This is a genomic window from Sanguibacteroides justesenii (assembly GCF_003204205.1).
In the GTDB taxonomy this organism is placed as follows: Bacteria; Bacteroidota; Bacteroidia; order Bacteroidales; family Marinifilaceae; genus Gabonibacter; species Gabonibacter massiliensis.
This window is the reverse complement of the sequence record NZ_QJPL01000001.1, coordinates 489,977-514,115: the sequence shown is the minus strand read 5'-3', so window position 1 is coordinate 514,115 and position 24,139 is coordinate 489,977. Positions and strand designations below refer to the sequence as shown.

19 protein-coding genes are annotated in these 24,139 nt (G+C 41.7%); 9 read left to right on the top strand and 10 right to left on the bottom strand.

The window, feature by feature from the left end; genetic code table 11:
* Positions 1-94: 94 nt before the first annotated feature.
* Positions 95-1,444: a sodium-dependent transporter gene (locus tag DMB45_RS02315; RefSeq protein WP_041503674.1), complete on the top strand. Its 1,350-nt coding sequence runs from the start codon at positions 95-97 to the stop codon at positions 1,442-1,444.
* Positions 1,445-1,558: 114 nt separating this feature from the next.
* Here DMB45_RS02315 and DMB45_RS02310 read toward each other — a convergent pair whose 3' ends face one another.
* On the bottom strand, positions 1,559-2,746 hold the full coding sequence (locus DMB45_RS02310) for a carboxypeptidase-like regulatory domain-containing protein (RefSeq protein WP_041503675.1): 1,188 nt from the start codon (positions 2,744-2,746) through the stop codon (positions 1,559-1,561).
* A gap of 327 nt (positions 2,747-3,073) precedes the next feature.
* On the opposite strand from DMB45_RS02310, the gene DMB45_RS02305 reads away from it, so the two are divergent.
* Positions 3,074-3,724: a hypothetical protein gene (locus DMB45_RS02305; RefSeq protein WP_041503676.1), complete on the top strand. Its 651-nt coding sequence runs from the start codon at positions 3,074-3,076 to the stop codon at positions 3,722-3,724.
* A 4-nt stretch (positions 3,725-3,728) separates the two neighbouring features.
* Positions 3,729-4,091, top strand: coding sequence for a hypothetical protein (locus DMB45_RS02300; protein ID WP_041503677.1), 363 nt, complete (start codon positions 3,729-3,731; stop codon positions 4,089-4,091).
* Here DMB45_RS02300 and DMB45_RS02295 read toward each other — a convergent pair.
* Positions 4,083-5,372 carry a DUF2851 family protein gene (locus DMB45_RS02295; protein WP_041503678.1) on the bottom strand — a complete coding sequence of 430 codons (1,290 nt, stop codon included), beginning with the start codon at positions 5,370-5,372 and terminating at the stop codon, positions 4,083-4,085. The two genes, DMB45_RS02300 and DMB45_RS02295, sit on opposite strands and share 9 nt — an antisense overlap.
* Before the next feature lie 168 nt (positions 5,373-5,540).
* Here DMB45_RS02295 and DMB45_RS02290 point away from each other — a divergent pair, with 168 nt between their 5' ends.
* The 5 genes from DMB45_RS02290 (at position 5,541) to DMB45_RS02270 (ending at position 11,951) form a co-directional block, all read left to right on the top strand.
* Positions 5,541-6,428 carry a hypothetical protein gene (locus tag DMB45_RS02290; RefSeq protein ID WP_041503679.1) on the top strand — a complete coding sequence of 296 codons (888 nt, stop codon included), beginning with the start codon at positions 5,541-5,543 and terminating at the stop codon, positions 6,426-6,428.
* A 21-nt stretch (positions 6,429-6,449) separates the two neighbouring features.
* Positions 6,450-8,120: a formate--tetrahydrofolate ligase gene (locus tag DMB45_RS02285; protein WP_041503680.1), complete on the top strand. Its 1,671-nt coding sequence runs from the start codon at positions 6,450-6,452 to the stop codon at positions 8,118-8,120.
* Between the two features lie 144 nt (positions 8,121-8,264).
* The gene (locus tag DMB45_RS02280; RefSeq protein ID WP_052634662.1) at positions 8,265-8,849 is read left to right on the top strand and encodes a carbohydrate-binding family 9-like protein; all 585 of its coding nucleotides are present in this window, start codon (positions 8,265-8,267) and stop codon (positions 8,847-8,849) included.
* Between the two features lie 10 nt (positions 8,850-8,859).
* Positions 8,860-10,047, top strand: coding sequence for a metallophosphoesterase (locus tag DMB45_RS02275; protein ID WP_041503681.1), 1,188 nt, complete (start codon positions 8,860-8,862; stop codon positions 10,045-10,047).
* Complete coding sequence (locus DMB45_RS02270) at positions 10,044-11,951, top strand: SpoIIE family protein phosphatase (protein ID WP_041503682.1); 1,908 nt, start codon at positions 10,044-10,046, stop codon at positions 11,949-11,951. The genes DMB45_RS02275 and DMB45_RS02270 overlap by 4 nt, the downstream gene beginning before the upstream one ends.
* Here the strand turns inward: DMB45_RS02270 and DMB45_RS02265 are convergent.
* The 5 genes from DMB45_RS02265 to recN all read right to left on the bottom strand — a co-directional run bounded on the left by DMB45_RS02265 (position 11,938) and on the right by recN (position 18,784).
* Positions 11,938-13,746, bottom strand: coding sequence for an LTA synthase family protein (locus DMB45_RS02265; protein ID WP_041503683.1), 1,809 nt, complete (start codon positions 13,744-13,746; stop codon positions 11,938-11,940). The two genes, DMB45_RS02270 and DMB45_RS02265, sit on opposite strands and share 14 nt — an antisense overlap.
* 16 nt (positions 13,747-13,762) lie before the next feature.
* Positions 13,763-15,301: a replicative DNA helicase gene (gene dnaB, locus DMB45_RS02260; protein ID WP_041504043.1), complete on the bottom strand. Its 1,539-nt coding sequence runs from the start codon at positions 15,299-15,301 to the stop codon at positions 13,763-13,765.
* A 245-nt stretch (positions 15,302-15,546) separates the two neighbouring features.
* Positions 15,547-16,119 carry a 3'-5' exonuclease gene (locus DMB45_RS02255; protein WP_041503684.1) on the bottom strand — a complete coding sequence of 191 codons (573 nt, stop codon included), beginning with the start codon at positions 16,117-16,119 and terminating at the stop codon, positions 15,547-15,549.
* 44 nt (positions 16,120-16,163) lie between these two features.
* On the bottom strand, positions 16,164-16,991 hold the full coding sequence (locus DMB45_RS02250; RefSeq protein WP_041503685.1) for an enoyl-ACP reductase FabI: 828 nt from the start codon (positions 16,989-16,991) through the stop codon (positions 16,164-16,166).
* 134 nt (positions 16,992-17,125) lie between these two features.
* Entirely contained in the window at positions 17,126-18,784 is a 1,659-nt protein-coding gene (gene recN, locus DMB45_RS02245) for a DNA repair protein RecN (protein ID WP_041503686.1), read from the bottom strand.
* A 116-nt stretch (positions 18,785-18,900) separates the two neighbouring features.
* Between recN and nusB the strand changes: the two genes are divergently transcribed.
* Positions 18,901-19,848: a transcription antitermination factor NusB gene (gene nusB / locus DMB45_RS02240; protein WP_110688392.1), complete on the top strand. Its 948-nt coding sequence runs from the start codon at positions 18,901-18,903 to the stop codon at positions 19,846-19,848.
* Between the two features lie 135 nt (positions 19,849-19,983).
* Here nusB and DMB45_RS02235 read toward each other — a convergent pair whose 3' ends face one another.
* From DMB45_RS02235 to DMB45_RS02225, 3 genes are all read right to left on the bottom strand, one after another.
* Positions 19,984-20,547: an LOG family protein gene (locus DMB45_RS02235; RefSeq protein WP_041503688.1), complete on the bottom strand. Its 564-nt coding sequence runs from the start codon at positions 20,545-20,547 to the stop codon at positions 19,984-19,986.
* A 96-nt stretch (positions 20,548-20,643) separates the two neighbouring features.
* Positions 20,644-22,605, bottom strand: a complete 1,962-nt coding sequence (gene gyrB, locus DMB45_RS02230; protein ID WP_041503689.1) for a DNA topoisomerase (ATP-hydrolyzing) subunit B — start codon at positions 22,603-22,605, stop codon at positions 20,644-20,646.
* Positions 22,606-22,766: 161 nt separating this feature from the next.
* Entirely contained in the window at positions 22,767-23,969 is a 1,203-nt protein-coding gene (locus DMB45_RS02225; RefSeq protein WP_110688391.1) for an ATP-grasp domain-containing protein, read from the bottom strand.
* Between the last annotated feature and the right edge of the window lie 170 nt (positions 23,970-24,139).

Genomic DNA, 24,139 nt, shown 5'->3' with positions numbered 1-24,139 from the left:
ATCCCTGATAGTACGCACTCGTTTTTTTTACCAAACTCCGAACGTTTCTCCATAAAATTCGTAAATTCGTAGCAAAACCTTTAAAATCTTAATAATGCATACGAATACGAGAGACGGTTTCGGTTCCAAATTCGGAGCTATCGCCGCGTTAGCGGGTTCAGCCGTGGGATTGGGAAACATCTGGAAATTCCCTTACGAAGCAGGTAATAACGGAGGAGGAGCCTTCCTGCTGGTATATGTATTTTTTACCGTTGCCATCGGATTGCCGGTTATGCTCTCGGAATTCGCCATAGGTCGGCATTCCGGACGAAACGCCTTCGGAACCTTCATGACTTTAGGCGGCAAAACCCACTGGCGACATTTCGGTATCCTCGTTTTGTTAGCAGCCTGTATGATTCTCTCTTTTTACGGTACGGTCGCAGGTTGGACACTGGAATACGTGGTCAAATCCTTCACCCATTCGTTAAACGGATTATCCGGCACGGAACTGAACACCCTCTTCTCCGATTTTATCAGCAATCCCTATAAGCCGGTTATCTGGCAAATCATCTTTATGATATTAACGGGCTTTATCGTGTTAGCCGGTATAAAAAAAGGCATCGAACGATACACGAAAATGATGATGCCGTTACTCTTTGTCATCATTGTTATTCTTTGTATCCGGGCATGTACTTTGGACGGAGCCTCCGAAGGCCTGAAGTTTTTATTTCTTCCTAAATTTTCGGAATTATCCGCCCAAGGAGTTCTTTCGGCTTTGGGGCAGGCATTCTTTTCTCTCTCCATCGGCATGGGTGTATTACTCACCTATGCTTCCTATATCCCCAAATCGGAAAATCTGACTTCAATCTCCATTCAGGTAATTTGTGCAGATACAGCCATTGCCCTTTTGGCCGGAATCGCCATATTTCCTGCCGTATTCGCCTTCAATATAAGTCCCGATTCCGGACCGGGGTTGGTATTTTTAACCTTGCCCCAAGTATTTCAAAGTATGGCCTTCGGACAATTTTGGGCTATTCTCTTCTTCCTGCTTCTGACGATGGCCGCCCTGACCTCTTCCATCTCTTTACTGGAGGTAATCGTCGCTTTTTTCGTGGAAGAAAGGAAAATGACAAGACGAAAAGCCACTATGCTCTCCACTTTTATCGTGACCTTTTTCGGAGCAATCTGTACGCTCTCGTTCGGCCCTTTAGGTAAATTGCATATCGCAGGTCTGACCCTATTCGAAATATTCGATTTCGTGAGTTCCAATATACTTCTCCCGTTAGGCGGAATCTTGTTATCTGTTTATGCAGGTTGGAAATTCGACCGCCATCTGCTGGAAGCAGAGCTGACGAATAACGGGAAATTAAGATTACGTCTTTTTAAACCGTTGGTGTTTATTCTAAAATACATCGCACCGCTCTTTATCTCGATTATTCTTTTACATGCCCTCCATCTCTTTTAAGGGAATAAAAAAACAAGACGCCGCTTTTTCCGGATCAAAAGAGGTAACGACCCAAAACGATCGCCGCCGGCTTAACGAAGGAGGATATATTCCCGAACTATATCCTACCTGTTATTATTCCTCTTCTTCCAAGTAAATAGTATAACGATTCCAAAAATCGTGATCTGTTTTCATATCCTCGTAATACGTACGCCCTTCGATCGCCTCCACATTACTTATACCGACGCGGGTCGTCTGGTATTGTAATTCTCCTTTTACTACATCCTTGCCTTCATTATAGGAATACACCATACTGACACCGCTAAGGAAGTAATAGGAACTGATTTTCTTATAATTCGTGGTGATAGTCGTTACCACATTGGATTTCGAGTCTCCTTCGATCGGCAATAAATTGCGTCCCATCCTATTGAATCCGGCAGAACGAATGTGCATCACATTCTTGAGGACGGCGGCATTTTTCATATGGATATAGATCTCCCCGCTGTATTGCGTTACAGAAGCATCTCCGGCATTCGATAGAGTAGGTTTTTTACATTCGTACCCGATCACCTGAACCGAATCTCCGTCATATAAAATAATGCCTTTGTTTTTTAACGTGTAATCACGCAAATTCTCAATATCCAATATGTTCCGGGTATTACGAACGATATCGGCAGAGATGATATCATCAAAATAGATCATTCCGTCAGCCACGGATACGGCTTCCTCACTCCGGCGAACCTGAGTAAATTTATAGTTCAACGCGAGAAAATTCTCTTCGACATTACTCCGCTCGTATCCATTCTTATCGTATATTTTTACTATTGCCTCTTTTGATTTTCGCTCCCCGTCGTTTACCCGGATTCCGTACTCGAAATATCCTTCGTAATTATAGGCCCGCGGAATATAATTCAATCCGATATTGGCGACAGCCCTCTCTAATAATTTTTTAAACACCAAGGATTCTGCTGTCACATCAACTGTTTTAATACCGTAAGTCGTAGGTTGCAAAAGGATTTCAACCTTTCCTTTATCCTTTACATCATATACTTTACACTCTTTACTTCCGTATCCGATGGCCGAAACCTTCAGTACGTGCGAAATACATCTCTCCGGAATTATCAATTCAAATTGTCCGTCTATATCGGAGGCGACCCCCAACACCGTTCCCAATACCCCCAAGTTGGCAAAAGCGATCGGTTCCCGTGTTTTCTCATCCAAAACGACTCCTTTTATTCTGATTTTTCCATCATCATCTTGAGCCTGAACGAAAGAAAACACACCGAAAAATAACACCAGCAACAAGAATATCCTTTTATTCATACCTAATAATCTACATGTTCAACAATAAATCATCCTTGCAAATATACATGATATAAATCTTATTTCAGACATATCAACAAATAAAAATAGCTTTTATCCCCGAAAATGACGGAAACAATCTTCACCAGAAAAAGATTATTTTCAACCGAATGAACATCTGCCGCTTTTTTTGTTATACACAAATATTTTCGTTACTTTTGTCTCCATGATGAAAATCGGAGCGAAAGATTCACCAACGGCTAATTCGGTTTAGCCTAATGGTTAACAATTAGGAATCAATCGTTCAAAATACAGAAATTATAATTTGTAACCCTTAAACATTTCGATATGAGAAGAGCGTTATTTTACATTTCAGGCATTTTAATGATAACCGTGTCTCTTTCTTCCTGCGTCTCGAAAAAGAAATTCGAAGAGTTGGCAAGAGCTAAAAGAAGTAGCGATCGAGAGGTCGTAAATCTGCAAAACGATAAAAAGAGAATGGAAGCCGAAATAGTGAAAATGAAAAATGATTTCAATGCCATCCGATATCAGTTAACGGCCAATATCGCTGCAAAAGATAAACAGATTGACGCCTTATATGCTAAACTTCGCGTATTGGAAACGAAAGAGTCGGCATTGAAATCAGAACTAAAAGACGTTTCGGATCAAGTAAAATACAAAGAACAAAACAGCAATGTTCAACTGGAAACCTTGGAAAACCAAATAAAAACGGTAAAGAGCGAACGGGATCAATTAAAAAAAGAGTTAGCCGATCTAAAAACAAATTCGGAGTGGGATAACCGAAAATTAAAAAGTGAGATCGAAACGATTAAATCCAACATTCAATTTAAAGATAGCGAAATAACCCGGTTGGAAAAGGAAGTAAAAAGTATAAAAAATCAATTGGCTGCAAACAAAAAACTTTTATCCCAAAAAAACCAAGAGGTAGAGAAACTGAGCAATCAGGTTAAGTTGTTGAAAAAAGAATTGGGGAAATAAAAAAATGATCTATATAATTCTGAGTGTAATAGGGCTGCTAATCATAGTTGCCCTATTTACATTCTTCCAAAAAACAAAAAACGAGGTCCGGGAAAAAGAACCGGTCACTCCTCCGGTAGAATGCTGCGGAGCGCATGCTATATGTGAGAAAGGACTAAAAAAAATAACCGAAAAAATCGATTATTTTGACGATGAAGAGTTGGACCGATTCCGAGGTGTTCCGTCTGATACTTATAAAGACGAAGAGATCGACCTCTTTCGGGAAGTTTTATACACCTTACGTCCTGAAGAGATAAACGATTGGCTGATCAGTTTGGAAAAAAGAGAGATCGAGATCCCGGATGTTTTAAAACAGGAATTAAACTGATTCCGTCTCTTTTAATCCCCTGAACACTTCGCGGGCTATTTTGCATTGAAGACAACGATGTTTTTCGCAATACTCCCTCCTAATTTGTAAAAGAGCTTGACTTTGTAAGGCCGTTTGAATCGTCAGACCGTATCGTTGCCATTGACGGGTTATACGATTCTTTTCCGCCTTCAGTCCATCCAACCACCTCAACGCTTTTTCGCAATAATGCTCTTCTCCCCTTTCCTTACCGTACACGAACAGTAAAGGAATAACCGCATTAATTAGAATAACGTCTTTCATGGCCTCTCCTATCTTTTTCACCCTGTAAGGAGAAACAACGTTGAAACGATAATGCGTATTCCAATAAACAGAAGTCTTCGCATCAAATAGTTCTTTGGCTTTCGGAAGCGAGTGAATTTCCAAAAAAACGGAAAACAAAGACTGAAAACGATACATCATTCCGGCAAGCAAAGCCAAACGAACCGACGGAAAATTGATAGGACGAACACGCATAAACCTCCATTGAAAAATCTCCATCCGTGCCAATTCAAACTTCGCCGACTGATACTCGTATTCCCGTTGTAAGGAACTCCTGTATTCGTCCGATTCGAACTCCTCCTCCAGAAAACCGGAAGATCCGAACAATAGAGCTTCAATCTTGAACAGCGAGTCTCCGCAACGCAAAATTTTCTTGTAAGGAAGATATTCGGCCAACAAAGAAAAGGCATCGGCATTCACGTTTCCTGACCAATATTTCAACAACAGACGATAAAAACACTCTTCCCAATCGTTCCGATTCCGGGTCAACATCTCTTTTATTTCATGACACTTCCTTTCCAAACGCTCTACGGCGTATCCAGAAAGAATAATCTCTTTCCCGTATCTACCTACGTGCTTTAAATGCCGGTGACAACGAGGTATTAACGGTATGCCCCGCATATAAACATATTCATCCCATAACCCTTTATCAAATCCTAAAATAACGGATTCTATTTTAATTCCTTTACTGCTATATATGTCTTTATCGGCAACCTCTACGATAGAAAGGATCACATTGTCATAAGCCGGATCTTCATGATGACGGTGATGATACCAATCGCTTCCTCTTTGATGTATCTCCACGTTTCCCACCAAAACAATACCGTCGACTTCAATTCTGGCACAAAAAAAATCAGGTCCCGAATCGAGATTCTGTGTTCCGACATGCAGAATGCGAATCTGTTTTTTCCCGGTAGAAAAACAGACGGATTCCCGAAAAAGAGAATTTGCCCATACGTATTGTAAGAATTCCTCATTCATATTCTAACATTGAGATGGTTTCTACGAAATTACAATTTTCTTTACAAAAAATCAACTGCTAAATTTTTAAAAAAAGCTCAACCATTACCAAGGTTTGGTTTATTATCTTTATCTTTGCTTGCAGAATAAAAAAAACAGAAAACGGAGGAAACCAAACGTAAAAAAACTATGGAAGAGAAGAAATTAATCAAGGATAAGAAAGACAAAACCTTATTGGTTATTATTGGAGCTTTATCCCTTGTACTTATTGTACTTTTTATATTTTTTTTGATAGAAAGAAGTGAAAATAAAGCGAATATGCTTGCAATCACGTCGGAGAAAGAAGCGTTGGAACAAGAATTGACGGATTTAAGTCATAATTACGATAATTTAAAAACGGATAACGATACATTAAACGCCAAACTGACCCATGAACAGGAAAAGATCACCCATCTACTGGAAAGGATGAAGGAGTTTAAGAATAATTCATACGCTGAAATCAATCGGTACAAACGGGAAATAAACACGTTGAAGGGTGTCCTCAGAAGTTACGTGGTTCAAATTGACTCCTTAAATCAATTGAACAAGAAATTACTGGCAGAAAATACGGAGGTAAAAAAACAGATGAACTGGGTAAGGGAGAAGAGCCAGAAATTAGAGAAAAAAACAGAATTAATGGCCGAAACTCTGGAGAAAGCAAGTACCCTCTCCGCAGAAAATATAAACATTTATCCCATTAACAAGAGAGGCAAAGAGACATCGGTAAAGAAATGCTCTCAATTAAAGACCGATTTTGTCATCGCGAAAAACATCACGGCTAAAAGAGGACCGAGACTTATCTATTTGCGACTGACGCGTCCTGACGGAAAAGTAATCGCGGCCTCAGAAAAGTCATTCTTCAAGTATCAGAATACAAGCCTCACCTACTCGGCCAAACGGGAAATAGAATACGAGGGCGAACGTTTGGAAATTTCCATCTACTGGCCGAACGACGGAAGTCTGGTAAAAGGAAAATACATTGCAGATCTTTTTAGTGATAATCAACAGATCGGATCTACTGAATTCATACTGAAATAGGAATATTAAATTATATAACACATGAAAACAGATATCGAAATTGCTAATTCGGTAGCTCTAAAACCTATTTACGAAATTGCAGATAAATTAGGTATCGAAAGAGATTTACTCGAACCGTACGGCAAATACAAGGCGAAATTACCGTTAAGTCTTATAGACTTTGATAAAATAAAGGATAAGAAATTAGTTTTGGTATCGGCAATTTCCCCTACCCCGGCGGGAGAAGGAAAGACGACCATATCCATCGGGCTAACCGAAGGATTGAACCGCATCGGTAAAAAAACGACCGTCGTTTTACGCGAACCCTCTTTAGGACCGGTATTCGGTATCAAAGGCGGTGCCACGGGAGGAGGATACTCGCAAGTAGTACCGATGGAAGATATCAATCTGCATTTCACAGGTGATTTTGCTGCCATCGAGAAAGCGCACAACCTATTGGCAGCTTTGATTGACAACAACATACAGAGTAAGACACACTCCTTAAACATCGATCCGCGAACGGTTACTTGGAAAAGAGTGATGGACATGAACGATCGTTCCCTGCGTCACATCATCGTGGGGTTAGGCGGAACGACTGCCGGTATTCCGCGGGAGACCGGTTTCGATATCACGGCCGCATCCGAGGTAATGGCTATACTATGCCTCTCGGATGACTTTGAAGATTTGAAGAATCGGTTAGGTAATATATTTATCGGATATACGTTTGACAAAAAGCCCATATACGCCCGCGATCTTCAGGCTAACGGAGCAATGGCAGCCTTATTGAAAGACGCGATAAAACCCAACCTCGTCCAAACGATGGAAGGCAATCCCGCCATTATTCACGGAGGACCTTTTGCCAACATAGCGCAGGGTACCAACTCGATCATCGCAACACGCATGGGACTGACACTTTCCGATTACGTGGTAACGGAAGCCGGATTCGGGTTTGATTTAGGTGCGGAAAAATTCTTTGACATCAAATGCGTTAAAGCCGGTCTGGAACCGAGCGCCGTGGTCTTGGTCGCTACCGTAAGAGCATTGAAGTACCACGGAGGTGTTAAAATAGACCAGTTGAAAGAACCTAACGTGGAAGCATTGAAGAAAGGGATAGGTAATCTCGAGAAACAGGTTGAAAACATGAAAAAGTTCAACATTTGTCCGGTCGTGGCAATCAATAAATTCGAATCCGATACGGAGGAAGAGATCGCTTATTTGGCCCAGAAATGTAATGAACTGGAAGTTCCCATGGAGGTGGCGGAAGTTTGGGCAAAAGGAGGCGCAGGAGCTGAAAACCTGGCTAAACTTGTTGCTAAAGTGGCCGAACAATGCAGCTGTACCTTAAAACCCCTTTACGAATGGGAATGGAGCGTCGAAAAGAAAATCGAAACGGTAGCGAAAGAACTTTACGGGGCTGCTGCTATCGATTACACGAGCGAGGCTAAAAACGACTTGAAAAAGGTAATGGATTTGGGATTAGACAAACTGCCGGTTTGTATCGCGAAAACTCAAAAATCATTATCCGATAATCCGAAATTATTAGGTCGTCCGAAAGATTTCGTGGTCACCGTGCGACAAATCGAAATCGCCTCCGGAGCCGGATTTATCATTCCGATTACAGGAAGTATCATGAGAATGCCCGGTCTGCCCGATATCCCTGCTGCTGAAAAAATCGATATCGACAACAACGGGAAGATTACCGGTCTGTTCTAATAAAATAATAAAACGAAAGTGGGAGAACCAAATCCTCTCCCACTATATTTTACGACACTACCAAAGGCGATGGATCCGATACACCTCGAAAAAATTCCACACCTGTCTGAAACTACTTATTCGCTTGATCGAATAGGTAGTTCAATGGATGAAAAATGTACTTTTCTTCCTGTCGATCAGGTAAACTGGAAAAATTCATGCCAGAGTATTCCTCGCGTACGATGCAAAATAGCTTACAACGAACAAGCTCTATTCCTGAAATTTCAGGTGGAGGAAACCGCCTTCAGAGCCCAAGAAGTAAGCGATAACGGAAACATATGGGAAGACTCTTGCGTCGAATTTTTCTTACAGCCCCTACCCTTCTCGCCTTTTTATTACAATTTCGAATTCAATGCCATAGGTGCATTGTTAATAGGCTACGGCACGGGACGGAACGACCGGATTCTGGCGGATTCCGTCATTACAAATTCAGTTCGTAGGGAGATACAACTATCCGTTTCCCGCGGAGGAGGTAAAAAAGACTCTTTTTGTTGGGAACTGACGGCCGAAATCCCTTTTACCGCTTTATTCAAGACGAATTTCACACCGCAAGAAGGTACGATCGTAAAAGCCAATATCTACAAATGCGGCAATAAATTGCCTTTCCCCCATTTTTTATCCTGGCGACCTATTCATACCGAACAACCTGATTTTCACCGATCGGAATTTTTTGGTTCATTGATTTTTTAATTGATATAAAATGAAAACCGGAACGATTATACTATTAGTAGGATTAGGCTATATATGGCTAAACGATCTTTTTCTCTACCTCGAAATAAAACGTTACCTGAAAAGTAAAACGGGAAAAATTCTATACGCGATACACTCGTTGCTATTTATCATCGGGTTGTTAAGTTATCATTTTATTATTCCCCGGATAAAATCCCCGGAAGCCTATTTTTGGTTTGGAAAAGGGATCGCTGTTTTATTCTTATGTTATGTTCCAAAAACAATCTATATCGTATTGAATGGTATCGCCTTAATGGTCAGACGACTGAAACTGTTATCAGGCATAATCCACTATTTCGCTTTCGGATTGAGTGTCTTGGTTTTCTTCGTTATTTTCTATGGAATAACGTGGGGAAGATACGATTATAAAGTGGTCAAACAGGAGGTATGCATAAAAGAGTTACCGGATACCTTCGACCATTTTCGCATCGTGCAATTAACGGATCTTCATCTGGGGAGCTACCGGAAAGGGTACGTCGGTATATCTGAACTCGTCCAAAAAGTAAACGCTCTCCAACCGGATTTAATTGTTTTTACCGGAGATATGGTGAATAATTTCGCTTCCGAAATGACTCCTTGGCAAGATACGTTAAAATTATTAACTTCCCGCCATGGAAAATACGCGATAACGGGAAATCACGATTACGGTCACTATACGCGTTGGAAAACGGAAGAGGACCGCAAGGAGAACCTCGTCCAATTCTTTAAGAATATGCGAGATATGGGCTTTCATATGTTGAATAACACGAATATACCGCTCATTATTCAAACGGACACGATTTATTTGTCGGGAGTCGAAAACTGGGGATTACCTCCTTTCCCTCAATATGGAAAACTCCCCGAAGCGCTGCGAGGAACAGAAGGCCACGTGGTGATTCTCCTTTCTCACGATCCTTCCCATTGGCGCCAGGAAGTAATTTACCATCCCGTGGCTTTAACTTTGGCGGGGCACACGCACGCGATGCAAATGGGAATCCAAATAGGTCGATTCCGATGGAGTCCCTCTCAATACATCTATCCGGAATACAACGGTCTTTACAAACACGATCGGCATCAACTCTATGTATCCCGAGGTGCAGGTTACTTGGGATTTCCGGGACGCATAGGGCAACGTCCGGAGATCACGTTAATAGAATTAACAAATGATTGCAAACAATGAAAGTAAACAAGAAGAAGTCGTTTAGTACGAAACTGACCATATACATTATTTCAGTCTGTGCTGCCATCTACGTGATAATCTTTATCATGCTGTACGTGATTCCTAAAATCTCGCAATACAAGACGGTAGTCACCTACGCCGGGATGATAACGGAAAAGGTATCCGAAAGAATCTCGGAACAAGGTAAAAACATTGAGCGGGTCAACTCCATGTTCAAGTTAGAACCCATGAAAAACTTATTGATCTCCGAAGATACCTCTCTTTACGTTCAAGTGTTGAAAAATACACCCGAATTATGCGGATTAGCGATGGAGTTCGCCCCGGAATACAGAGACTACGATATCTATGTTTATCAAAACAACAACCGAATTCTTGTCAAGAAACTCAATCATTCCGAAAAGCATTTTTCCGATGAAAGACTCCACGCTCAAACCTTGCAGAAAAAAGGATCTTATTGGAGCCGCCATTATTCCGATACGCTGTTCGTAAAACAGCGTATATTCTCTCGTTACGAACCGATTTACAATGCAGCCCAAACCTTTATCGGCTACCTCCGTTTAGACGTCCCCATCAAAGAATTCACCAAATTTGTTCGAGATCTGAAATTATATCAAACGGGATATTGTTACCTGTTAAATCAGGAAGGAATCATTCTTTCTCATCCCAATCAAGAGATAAAACGATATGCCAACATCTGGCAATACGCCAAAGCCAAAAATATCGATTACGATAAGATTATCAACCGCATCGTTAAAGGAGAAGACGGTACCGATAAACTTACTGTAGAAGGAAAGAACTTTTTCATTCATTTTAAACGTTTGCCCCATACCAATTGGTCGTTGGTAACGCTTTGCCCGTTCAATGAAGTATATAACTCCATATCCAACATTAGTGACCTGATTCTAATCGGATGTTTCATTTGCCTGCTCCTGCTCTTTTGGATCATTATCCGCATTATCAGGCAAGTGTTTAAACCGTTACGGCAATTCGCTACCGTCACCCGTACGATTGCAGACGGTAATTTCAATGTTCCCATACCGGAAACAAACGATAACGACGAGCTGCGGGAACTGCGGAATTCATTTATGTATATGCAGCACCGAATTATCGAATCCATCAAAAACCTGAAAAAGACAACGATGGAGAAAGAAAAGTTCGAAAGCGAAATCCGGGTTGCGCAAAACATTCAGGAACAATTTTTACCTACTTCGAATAAATTGGACAAAGAACACATCTCCCTCTATTCCGTGCTGGAACAATCAAAAGCGGTAGGAGGAGATATGTACAGTTACCTCGTCAAAAACGACCTGCTCTACTTCACGGTAGGAGACGTACGGGGTAAAGGAGTCCCGGCCGCACTCTATATGGCCTCTGTCTGCACGTTATTCAACTATATGGCAACTTCGAAACAATCTTCAGCCAGCATATGCAACACGCTCAATGATTATTTATGCAGCAATTTGAACGAAGACATGTTCATAACGATGTTCGTGGGTATTTTAAATTTAAAAACCGGCCTGTTGAATTACACGAATGCGGGACATCCTTACCCTATCGTCCAAAGGGAACAAAGAGAGAATAGCATGTTTCTGGAAGAGGCTTTGGATATTCCTATCGGGATTATGAAGAATGTTTATAAAGACACGCATCTCCAACTCTACCCGGGCGATACCCTCCTCATCTACACGGACGGAATCAGCGAAGCACAAAACGAAGCCCGGGCGTTTTACGGCAAAGAAAGATTATTGCAATTCGTCAAAACCCTTCAAACCAGAACCCCGGAAGAGCTGATCGACGAAATTTTGGCAGATCTGATTAATTATATCGGGGACATGGACGAAGCAGATGACTTAACCATGTTGTCTATAAAGTACTTGAAAAACGATCAAATTATTTACTTTTAAAATCACGATCCAATACCTGAAGATAAGCTTTAACCAATTCTCCGGCTTCAGGATTCACGTTATTACCCAGATTCCGTTTGGTTCCCAACTCGTAAATATAGGCTCCATCGCCGTTAACTACGGCTATCGCATTGGGATAAGCGTAAAAAGCAAAGGGTATCACGGAAGGATTCAATAGATTCTTACTATATTTAAAAGCAGAAGCGTCCATCCCCAATTGGGCATACAAGGTCGCCACCATATCGGTCTGCGAGCCGATAGTGGAGACGACCGAATCCCTCACCGACATGACTCCCCCCGTAAAGACCATCGGAATTTCATAAGCTTCAGGAACAAACGGTTGCAAAGGACCGATGTGTCGCGTTCCATGATCTGCAATCAATACAAAAAGCGTATTGTCCCATATTCCGGCCTTCTTGCACTTTTGAAAGAATTTTCCCAGACACGCATCGGTGTATGCTATCGCATTCTTTAATTTGGAACCGTTATCTTCTCCCGGAAACTTCGTCTCCATCGGGACGACAAAGGGTTCATGGCTACTCATGGTAAACGCCATATAGAGATAAGGTGTCGGGGCTTTCAACAGGTCTTCATACAAACGATCCAACAGGTAACCGTCGTGTACTCCCCATTTAAAACGATTTTCAATAGCTTCTCCTGAAAAATCATCTTCGGTTACGCTCTCCTGAAAACTCATGGTAATATAAGAACGGAAACCGCCGAAATTCAAATCCCCGGCATAATAAAAACGGGTAGCATATCCCTCCTTCTCGAAATCGACCGGAAAACGTGGATGACCGTATGTTTTATTCGGATACTTCAACATGGATACCTTCGGATAGGAAGGAAAACCACCGATAACTCCTTGAATACCTCGATCCGAACGGTTTCCGGTAGCGTAAACGCGAGAAAAGAAAATTCCTTCCCTGGCAACGGCCTTTAGATTAGGCATAGCCTCCAAGGCCTGAGAAGTGAATGTTTCCAATAAAAATACAACTATATTGGGACGATCTGTCTTCAACACCTTCGGGAAATTTCCCCGCTCCGTATAAATACTATCCACCAATTGTTGGGCTCTCTCTAATGGCATGAAATTATAAGAATCTTTTAATTTCCCCACATGCATCACCTCATAGAGAAAATTCCAAACCGGATTTACCGCGGCTTGATTGGCATACATGTTTTTATTGTTAAAAAACACGAAACTGACATTCATCGGGGCAACATTAAACCCACCCCTTACGGGAATGATCATAATCCCCCCCAATAATATATACACAATACTATGCCACCACTTATCTTTTCCTTGTTTCAAACCCGTCGAAATCCATCCGCGATATAAATAATAAAAACCCGCAACCAAAAGAACGCACAACAGGACTAAAACCGCAATAAGCCACACCGGAGTCGAAGCCATTGCATCTCCCGGTGTTTTCAAATAAGTCAAAGGCGTGGAGTCCATATGGTATCCCCAATTTTTAAAAAGTTCCAAATCTCCGCATACGATCAAGCTACTCACCGTCAGCAATAAAATTGTCAATACGGCATATACGACTTTCAATATTTTCAACGGCAAAAATATTCCGACAGCCATAACGACACAAGCCAACATCATGACGTATCCGCCATAAGAAAGATCCATTCGGAATCCTCCGATAAAAATCATGAAATAGTCATGCAGAGTCAACGAAACGGTCTCCTGATATTGATACAATAAAAACAACACCTTCGCCACCAGGGCAAATACGATCCATAACAGATAATATTTCAGTAGAAACAGTAATTTTGCCTTCATGATTTACTTATTCCGATTAAAAAGGTGCGTCGTTCGTGTTGACAGCACGTTCAAAACTTGCGCCTCCTTCTTTAAAATCCGTATTCAGGGGCTCTACCGGTAAGGTGTCCTCGTTCATTTTGGAACTGAATGTTCTCGTCACGACATCCGTATTCTCAAAAGCAAAAGGCGAAGTTCTTTCCAAATCACAAAACTGAGCCAGCTCGTTCCTGAAGCGTAATTGCACCTCTCCTACGGCTCCGTTACGATGCTTGGCAATAATGATATCCGCTATCCCCTTTAAACTGTTTCCCATACTGTCCTCCAAGATTCCGTATCTTTCCGGACGATGAATGAAAAGTACCATATCCGCATCCTGTTCAATGGCTCCGGATTCGCGCAAATCCGATAACATGGGTTTTTTAGACTCTCCCGTACGTTGTTCTACCCCCCGGTTCAACTGAGACAACGCTATGACCGGAATATTCAACTCCTTGGCTATAATTTTCAACTGGCGGGAAATCATACTCACCTCCTGTTCCCGGTTACCTCGCATATCGGCTCCCGCAGTCATTAACTGCAAATAATCGATAATCAAAACCTTTATACCGTATCGCTGTTGCAAACGCCGGCATTTGGCCCTCAATTCAAATATGGAGAGCGCAGGCGTGTCGTCCACGTAAATCGGAGCATTCATCAACGCTCTTATCTTGGCATGAAGTTGCTGCCATTCGTCATCCGTCAATCGTCCGTTTCGTATTTTTTCAGATCCTAATTCCGTCTCGCTGGCAATCAAACGGTTCACTAATTGCACCGAAGACATCTCCAACGAGAACAAAGCGATGGGCTGCTTATGCATAACAGCCATGTTTCGAGCCATAGATAAAACAAATGCCGTCTTACCCATGGATGGACGGGCTGCTATAATCACGAGATCCGAAGGCTGCCAGCCGGAAGTGATTTCATCGAGAGCGGTAAAACCGGAAGGAATTCCGCTTAAACCGTCAGGACGTTTCCCGGCCAACTCGATTCCCTTGAGCGCTTCGTCGATAATGGCATTAATTGCCGTCGTCTCCTTCTTTATATTACCTTCGGCTATCTCAAAAACGGTCTTTTGGGCCATATCCACCAAATCGGCTACATCCGTGGCATCATCGTAAGCCCGATTTTGAATATCCGTACATACCCGTATCAACTCCCGCTGAATGTATTTCTGCACGATAATACGAGCGTGAAACTCGATATGTGCGGCTGAGGCGACCCGGGAAGTCAATTGAGACAAATAGTAAGGTCCCCCCACCTCCTCCAGAAGTCCGAGGCGTTTCAACTCTTCGCTAACCGTAAGTAAATCGACAGGTTCGTTATTAATAGATAAATTCTGAATAGCTTGATATATCTTCTGGTGAGACTCTTTGTAAAAACAATCCGGCTTCAAAAAATCGCTCACCATAATGAAAGCATCCTTCTCCAACATCAATGAACCCAAAATCGCTTCTTCCAGATCAATTGCCTGAGGAGGCATCTTTCCGTAATCCGATTGCAATGATTTATAATTATATTCCGATCTTTTAGCCATACTTTTTTGATTTACAAAAGATTGTCCAACAATAATATCCATATACAAAATTATCGAACAAGCATTTGTTTCCTGTTACAACATCATTCGCCGAGCTATCTCCATTTTTATTGATTCAAAGATAGTAATTATTTTAAACTCAAAACTCGTATTGTCAAAATGTACGGCCGGATTTTTAGCCGACGCTACACAGTCCGACCCTAAAAACAACCGGTAACGACTCTCCCAATCACAGGACCTCCGAATCATTGAATTACTTTCAATTCTTTTAATTTCCAGAAACAGCGAACGGTAGCCTCGACATCCGCCAACGCATTGTGAGCATCGTCAAATCCCGCGCCAAACAAAATCTGATGCAATTCGGATAACTTCGGAGATTTGAAGCCCTGCTTGCCGGGCAATTGGCAGTATGCCTTGGAAAGCTTCATCGTACAATATTTAGGCTTCAAAAATAAGGAGGTCATCATTCTGTTCCGTTCAAATTCCGCACCCACAATGCATTCGTCAAAACTAATATTATGAGCGACAAGAGCATAAGCTTCATCCATCCTGTCGGAAAATAAAGTCAAAACAGATTCTATATCCTCTCCTTCGGACATCGCTTTAGCCGTTGTTATTCCGTGTATTCGCGAAGACTCTTCCGGAATCGTAAATCCTTCCGGTTTAATGATATCATTCCGTTTTTCTATGATCCCTCCTTTATCATCACACATAACCCACGCCAATTGAACCAATCTCGGCCAATTGTCCACATCCGTCACGGGAGCGTTCCAACGCTTCGGCAAACCCGTCGTTTCCGTATCGAAAAATAAATACATAACAATATTTTAATAGCAAGCCCCTGGAATCTCCCGGAACTTGATTACTCGTTATCGAAACTTTTATTATACTGGTGCATAGCCCTATAACTCATTCCCATACTCGAAAATCCGCCATCATGATATAAATTCTGCATGGTCACTTTCCGCGTCAAATCCGAAAACAACGTAATACAATAGTCCGCACACTCATCCGCCGTGGCGTTCCCCAAAGGAGACATCCTTTCTGCAAAATCAATCAAAGAATCGAAACCTTTGATTCCGCTCCCGGCAGTCGTAACAGTCGGCGATTGGGATATCGTATTTACCCGGATTCGCTTTTCCCTTCCGTAAATATATCCAAAACTACGGGCGATGGATTCCAACATCGCTTTCGCGTCTGCCATATCGTTATACTCGAACATCGTACGCTGTGCCGCTACATAAGAAAGAGCGACCACAGACCCCCACTCGTTGATAGCATCCAATTTTTTAGCCGTTTGCAATACCTTATGAAACGAAACGGCTGAAATATCCAATGTTTTTTGTAAAAAATCGTAATCCAAATTATCGTATGATCGTTTTTTACGTACATTCAGCGACATAGCCACCGAATGCAGGATAAAATCGATTCTCCCTCCCAAATGATCCATGGCTTCCTTAAACAACCTCTCCAAATCCTCCGTATTCGTAGCATCTGCCGGGATCAACGGGATATTATTTTTAGCCGCAAAATCCTTCACCTCACCCATCCGAATGGATAATTCCGTATTGGTCAAAACGATTTGAGCTCCCTCTTCCAAACACTTTTCCGCTACTTTCCAAGCAATCGATTTATCATTCAGAACACCAAAAATAATCCCCTTTTTACCTCTCAATAAATTGTAACTCATACTTAAAAATTTAATTCTACTTTGTCAAAACTTATACAAAGGTAGTTCTCTTTTTCGGAAAGCAGGAGATAAAAAACATTTTTTAGTAAAAAGCAGTATAAAAATATCTCCTGCCGATCGGCATTTGATGGATGCTAATAGCTTCGAACAAGCAAACGGGCATTTTCCAACGCCGCTTTACTGATCTCATGCCCACTGATCATTCCGGCAATCTCCCTGATTCGTTCCTCCTCATCAAGCCATTTGATGCGGGATACCGTGTTAGCTTGCCCGTCTTCCTTGTATACCTTGAAATGATTCGTCCCGGCCGCCGCTATCTGAGGCAAATGGGAAATACTGATAACCTGCATCCGGCAAGACATTTCCCTCATCATGGAAGCCATTCTATGAGCGATCTCTCCCGATACTCCCGTATCAATTTCATCAAAGATAATGACCGGTAATTGCCTGTTCCTGCAAAGTATATATTTCAAGGATAACATGAGTCTCGATATCTCTCCTCCCGATGCGACTCTCGACAACTCTCCCGGTTCTTGATTTTTATTTGCAGCAAACTTGAACTGCACATCATCTTTTCCGGACGCGACGAAATGATCGAGAGGATTGATGGAGATCGAAAATACGGCATGCTTAATTCCTAAACCGACCAACAAGGCACGCATCTCCTCTTTCATCTTACCTTCTCCTTCCACCCGGCTTTTGTGAATCCTCCCGGCCAATTTCTCCATCTCTTTTTCCAGATCTTCTATCTTCTTTTGCAATATATCTATTTGTTCAGAAAAGGAAACTATACCTTTCAACCTAATACCGATATCCTCTTTTATCCGAATTAAATCTTCCACTCCCTCAACCCTATGTTTGTGTAATAAATCATATATTACATTCAAACGCCCCTCCACACTCTCAACACGGTCCGGGGTATATTCTATACGCTCTCCCAATCTCTCCGACTCGTCAGCCATATCTTCAAGTTCCAAAATGATCGACTGCAACCGTTCCTCGTATCCGGCAGCCTCTTTTACGACATTTCTCAAAGCCGATATATGATTTTTAACACCTTTCAACTGTTGCACGAGCGGAGTATCGGAACCCGTTAACAGGTAGCTTAACTCCAAAAAAGTGGTTTTTATATTTTCGGCATTGGCCAACACCCTCTGCTCCTCCTCCAGCTCTCGTTGCTCCCCCATTCTCAAATTGGCCGCATCCAACTGATTGAATTGAAATTTCAAATAATCTTCTTCCTTCTCCGCGGCAAGAACCCGCTCTTTTAACCGTGCCAATTCGGCAATCAATCTTTGACGCTCCCTATACCGGATTTGATAGGCAGCCAATAATTCCTGATTTCCGCAATAACTGTCCAGCACGTTTAACTGATATTCGGGCTGTCCGATAAGCAAAGACTGATGTTGCGAATGAATATCAACCAAAAAATCGCCCAACTCTTTCAACATCTTGTTGTTTACCGGTGTATCGTTGATAAAGGCACGGGATTTTCCGTCAACCGCAATCTCCCGGCGCACGATTACCTGCTCGTCATAATCCAACTCGTTCTCGGCGAACCAATTCTCAAGAGCATATCCCTTTACCTGATAAGTCACCTCGATAACACATTTCCGACTCTTATCCATGATAACGGAAGAATCCGCACGTTGCCCCAGGGTCAAACCGATCGCCCCCAACAATATCGATTTACCGGCTCCCGTCTCTCCGGTAATTACAGAGAATCCCCCCGCCATATTGATCTCCGTGCGATCGATCAACGCGTAATTATTTATCGTGATGCTACTTATCATAACAAATTCTTCATGACTTTAGTTTTTGCGAAAATAGCAATTATTTTGAACTTTCGATTTTCAATTTTGAATTTAATTCGTACTTTTGCGCTCCGATTTAATATAGTTCTTTCAACATGACGAGTAGAAGATTAATTAGAATTAAAGTATTGCAACTTCTCTACGCTTTCTCTAAAAAAGAGGGAAACACGATAGCCGAAGGTGAAAAAGATCTGTTTAAAAGTATATCTAAAAGTACGGATTTATACTATTACATTTTTCTATTAATAACAGAGATCCAACGTAAGGCTTTTTTAAAAATTGATGCGGCCAAAAACCGAAAAGCACCGACGCGAGAAGATCTGAATCCCAATACTCGATTTATTGAAAATCCGGTTATAGCTCAAATCGCCGGTAACCGGAAATTCAAGACCTATATCAACGCCAATCTGATTTCCCTGAACGATACGCCTGAAATCATAACCAAACTTTACAATCATCTGACGGAATTGGAATGCTACAAAACCTATATGGAAAAGACCGATATCAGTTATGAAGATCATAAAAAAATGGTATTGGATATTATCGTCGATCTGATCGCTCAGGATGAAGAATTTTTTGAAACGATGGAAGAAAAAAATATCTTCTGGAATGACGATTTCGACCTGGTGCTGAGTATTGTATACAAGACAATCAAAAATATGAAATCGAATTTCAAAGAAGAGGATCTGTTTTTCATCGCCCTCTACAACGAAGAAGAAGATTACGATTTCGCTAAAACACTTTTCAGAAAAACAATTTTAGACAAGGATACAAACACGGAAATCATCGATAAATTCGCTTACAATTGGGAAATAGACCGGATTTCTGATATGGATAAATTGATTATGAGCACCGCCATTACCGAATTGAAATATTTCTCTTCTATACCGGTAAAAGTAACCTTGGACGAATACATCGAGATTTCAAAATCCTATTGCTCTCCTAAAAGCAGTGGTTTCATTAACGGGGTATTAGACAAAGTTGTAGCCCTATTGAAAGAAAACAACGAAATTCAAAAGATGGGACGTGGACTTATGGAATAAAGTAAAGGGTGGTAAACCACCCTTTACATTCTAAACTAAACTAACCAAACTTTTGTAATCACTACAATAGTAAATTTACGCTATACAAGCACTTCGGTAAATTTATAAGTTGTTTTTAAAAAAAGCAAGTTTTTTTTAATATTTAAATTGCAAGTTTTCTATTTTATAGTTTTCTATATAATCCATCGCCTCTTCCACGGAAGACAAAACTTCAAAAATACGGTCGTATCCGGAAGAAATAAATCCCTCTTTTTGGATGGTATGGATAAAAAGAAAAAAATATTCATAGAAATCATTCGTATTCAAGAATACGATAGGTTTATGATGCTCTCCTAACTGTTTCAACGTAACCACCTCCGTGATCTCCTCCAGCGTTCCCCACCCTCCAGGCAATGCGATAAAAGCATCGGCCCGCTCTCTCAACAAACTTTTACGCTCTTTCATATCATCAACAACCGTTAACTCGGAAATATCCCGGGCTGCAACACCCCGATCAACAATACAGCGAGGTATAATCCCGGTAACCCTTCCCCCTCCTTTCAACGTAGCTTCGGCAACCACCCGCATCAACCCGCAAGTCGTCCCTCCGTAAACCAAATTCCATCCCCGGGCAGCGATTTGTTTCCCCAACAGAGATGCTGCACGAACGTAAGTCGGGTCGATTTGTTCTGAAGAAGCACAAAAAACACAAATATTCATACCATTCAATTTATTTTCTAAAAAAATACCGCTTAACAAGCGTCGAACCTAACAACATCCGAACCATTGAAAAGCAGTACTATTTTATTCGCTATATCAAGCGTCAATCGTCGCGTAAGTAGCGTTTTGTTCGATGAATTGCCGTCTTGGCGGAACATCATCTCCCATCAGCATGGAGAATATCCGATCCGCTTCGGCAGCATTTTCAATGGTGACCTGTCTTAACGTCCTGCCGTCCGGAGACATGGTCGTATCCCACAATTGTTCCGCCGTCATCTCTCCAAGACCTTTGTAACGTTGAATATGCAAGCTATTCTCTTTACCACCGCCCATCTCCTGTATCAATTGCAGTCTCTGTTCTTCCGTCCAGCAATAACGCTGCTCCTTCCCCTTCTTCACGGAATAAAGAGGAGGCGTTGCGATATAAAGATAACCGTTCTCGATAACCGACCTCATATAACGGAAAAAGAGAGTCATGATCAACGTGGCAATATGCGCTCCATCGACATCGGCATCGGCCATAATAATAATTTTATGATAACGTATCTTCTCAAGGTTTTCCGCCTTGCTATCCTCGGCCGTACCTATCGTGATTCCCAATGCCTGGAATATGATTTTAATTTCTTCACTCTCCCATACCCGGTGGGCCATCGCTTTCTCAACGTTCAATATTTTTCCGCGCAAAGGCAATATAGCCTGAAAACGACGATCCCGTCCTTGTTTGGCCGTACCCCCCGCCGAATCTCCTTCGACCAAAAATATCTCACAATTCTCCGCGTTATTATCGGAACAATCAGCTAATTTACCGGGAAGACCGGAACCGGAAAGCACCGTTTTACGCTGTACCAATTCTCTGGCTTTACGAGCCGCATGACGGGCTGTCGCCGCCAATATGACTTTATCCACAATAGCTCTGGCGTCTTTCGGATGCTCTTCCAAATAGTTGGCCAACACCGTACTAACCGCTTGCGCAACGGCTGTTCCGACCTCCGTATTTCCTAACTTGGTCTTCGTCTGGCCTTCGAATTGCGGTTCTGCCACCTTCACGGAGATAATTGCCGTCAATCCCTCTCTGAAGTCGTCGCCATTGATTTCAAACTTTAACTTATTCAACATACCCATATTTTCGGCGTAGGTTTTCAAAGTCTGCGTCAACCCGCGACGGAAACCGGCCAAGTGAGTTCCCCCCTCCATGGTATTGATATTATTCACGTACGAAAATATGTTCTCTTTAAACTCCGTGTTATAATGTAACGCGACTTCAATAGGTATACCGTTTTTCTCCGTAGTGATATGAATGGTTTCATCTATCAGCTTCTCCCGGTTGGCGTCCAAATATTCCACAAATTCTTTCAGTCCCTCTTCGGAATAGAAAACCTCCGATTTATATTCATTCGTATCGGGATCTATCATCCGCTTATCCGTAAGCGACAAACGAATACCTTTGTTCAAATAGGCTAATTCCCGTAAACGAGCCGCCAAGATATCGTATTTGTACTCGGTTACGTAAAATATCGTATCATCGGGTTTAAATAAAATCGTCGTCCCGGTACGATCCGTCTCTCCGACGACCTCTACATCTCCTAAAGGAGCCCCTTTGCTATACTCCTGTTTCCAAATTTTTCCTTCGCGATATACCAATGCCACCAATTTCTCCGATAAGGCATTCACACACGATACGCCAACCCCGTGCAAACCGCCGGACACTTTATAAGAACCTTTGTCGAATTTTCCCCCGGCATGCAAAACGGTCATAACGACCTCCAAGGCAGAACGATTCTCTTTATGGTGCTGCGCTGTCGGTATTCCCCGCCCGTCATCCTCGACCATGATCGAATTATCTTCGTTTATCGTGACTTCTATATTTTTACAATAACCGGCTAATGCCTCATCAATGGAGTTATCCACGACCTCATATACCAAATGGTGTAACCCCTTCGTGTTCACATCCCCTATATACATGGAAGGCCGCATTCGAACGGCTTCCAATCCTTCCAACACCTGAATACTATCCGCAGAATACTCTTTTGCTGCTGCTTGCTCTAATTCTTCACTCATTGATTTATATATTTTATTTTATTCCTGTATACAATACCAACCTCTTTCTTAAACATGCAAATATAAACATTTTTGTCCAAATAAACGAGCAGAATACAAGATATTTTTGTGGGGGAACATCACAATACAAATATTTGATAATAAATACATTACATCACATTTTATCTTCCATTGACCAGCAGATTGGCGATAAAGATCGTATCTTCAAGAACCGGTGTCAAAGAGAGGCAACCCGACACGATTCTCCCTTCTTCAACAATCAAGGGAAAATCCCTTTTCGTTTCTAAATAATAGCGATAAGCTTCACCTTGGCGAGAAAAACATTGCACTTGAAACACCCCTTCACTCTCTTCTGCCATATAATGCCTGAAAAGAGAGAGAGCCACAATCCCCATCGTGTATCTTAAATTGATTTCCACGCAAGGATGAATCCTATATTCACCCCGTTCGTCCCGATAAATCATCATATCGACCCCGAGACAACCGATATAATTTTTACCGTATAACCTTTCTATAACCAGATTTACGGTATCCCGCAAAACCAGAAAATCTTTTTTTCCGACATAACGCGTAATTTTCTCTTCGATTTTTTCCTGTTTTCCCACGTAATTCCCCTTGTATCCGCCTTCCCCCCCCACGTAAAAATCAGACAATCCCAAAAAAGAGGAAATCCCATTGCCGTCAATCTCAAACTCCATGGCAAAATCCCATACCTTATCCCACATTTTTTCTACCATTACATATTTCTGCCTATGGAATATACCATTCATCCATTCGATCGTCTTAGAGGTCAGCTTTCCTTTCTCAAGCATAAATACTCCCCTTCCCGAAGAAGACCAAGGCGATTTTACAACGATACTCCCCTTCTCCGATAATCTTTTGACCTCCTCTACCGAATAGCATACTACCGGGACAAGCTCATCCGAAAAATCCATATAAGAGCGTAAAATGTGAAAATAATCGATCACTTTCCGGCGACTATACCACTCCTCCCGTCCCGGACCCCATTCCCCCATGACGCTCTCCGTAAACTCTTTTTTACATTGAGATTTCAACTTTTTTAATACATAATGCACTCTGGGACTCCACCCCCAAGGACGCAATTCATCGAAAAAGATCCGATCCGCTTCTTCCCAGGTAATTCCGGATTCGACCAGCCCAGGAAAAACCTCGCATTCTTTCTTAAAACAATCCGCTAAAGGACTGTTTAACAAGACGAAATCTCCTTTATCTGCCAAAAAGGCTGGCAAAAATGCCAAATCGTTCATCATCTTCATAATCTTCACGGGAGGAGTATAACTAATTCGTCCATTGGCAATTGCCATCTCGTTATCCGAATTAAAAAAGTAAAGATTTTGCATCATGTTAAAATTTTGTGAACAACAACACACCATCGTGGTATATTTTTTGTATTATCCATACAAAATTATCGACAAAATGCGGTTAAGCAAAAAAAAATTATATAACGTTATAAATATTAATCATTCTATAACATAATTAACGAAACCTTTTTTAAGAATATAAGTATACACGC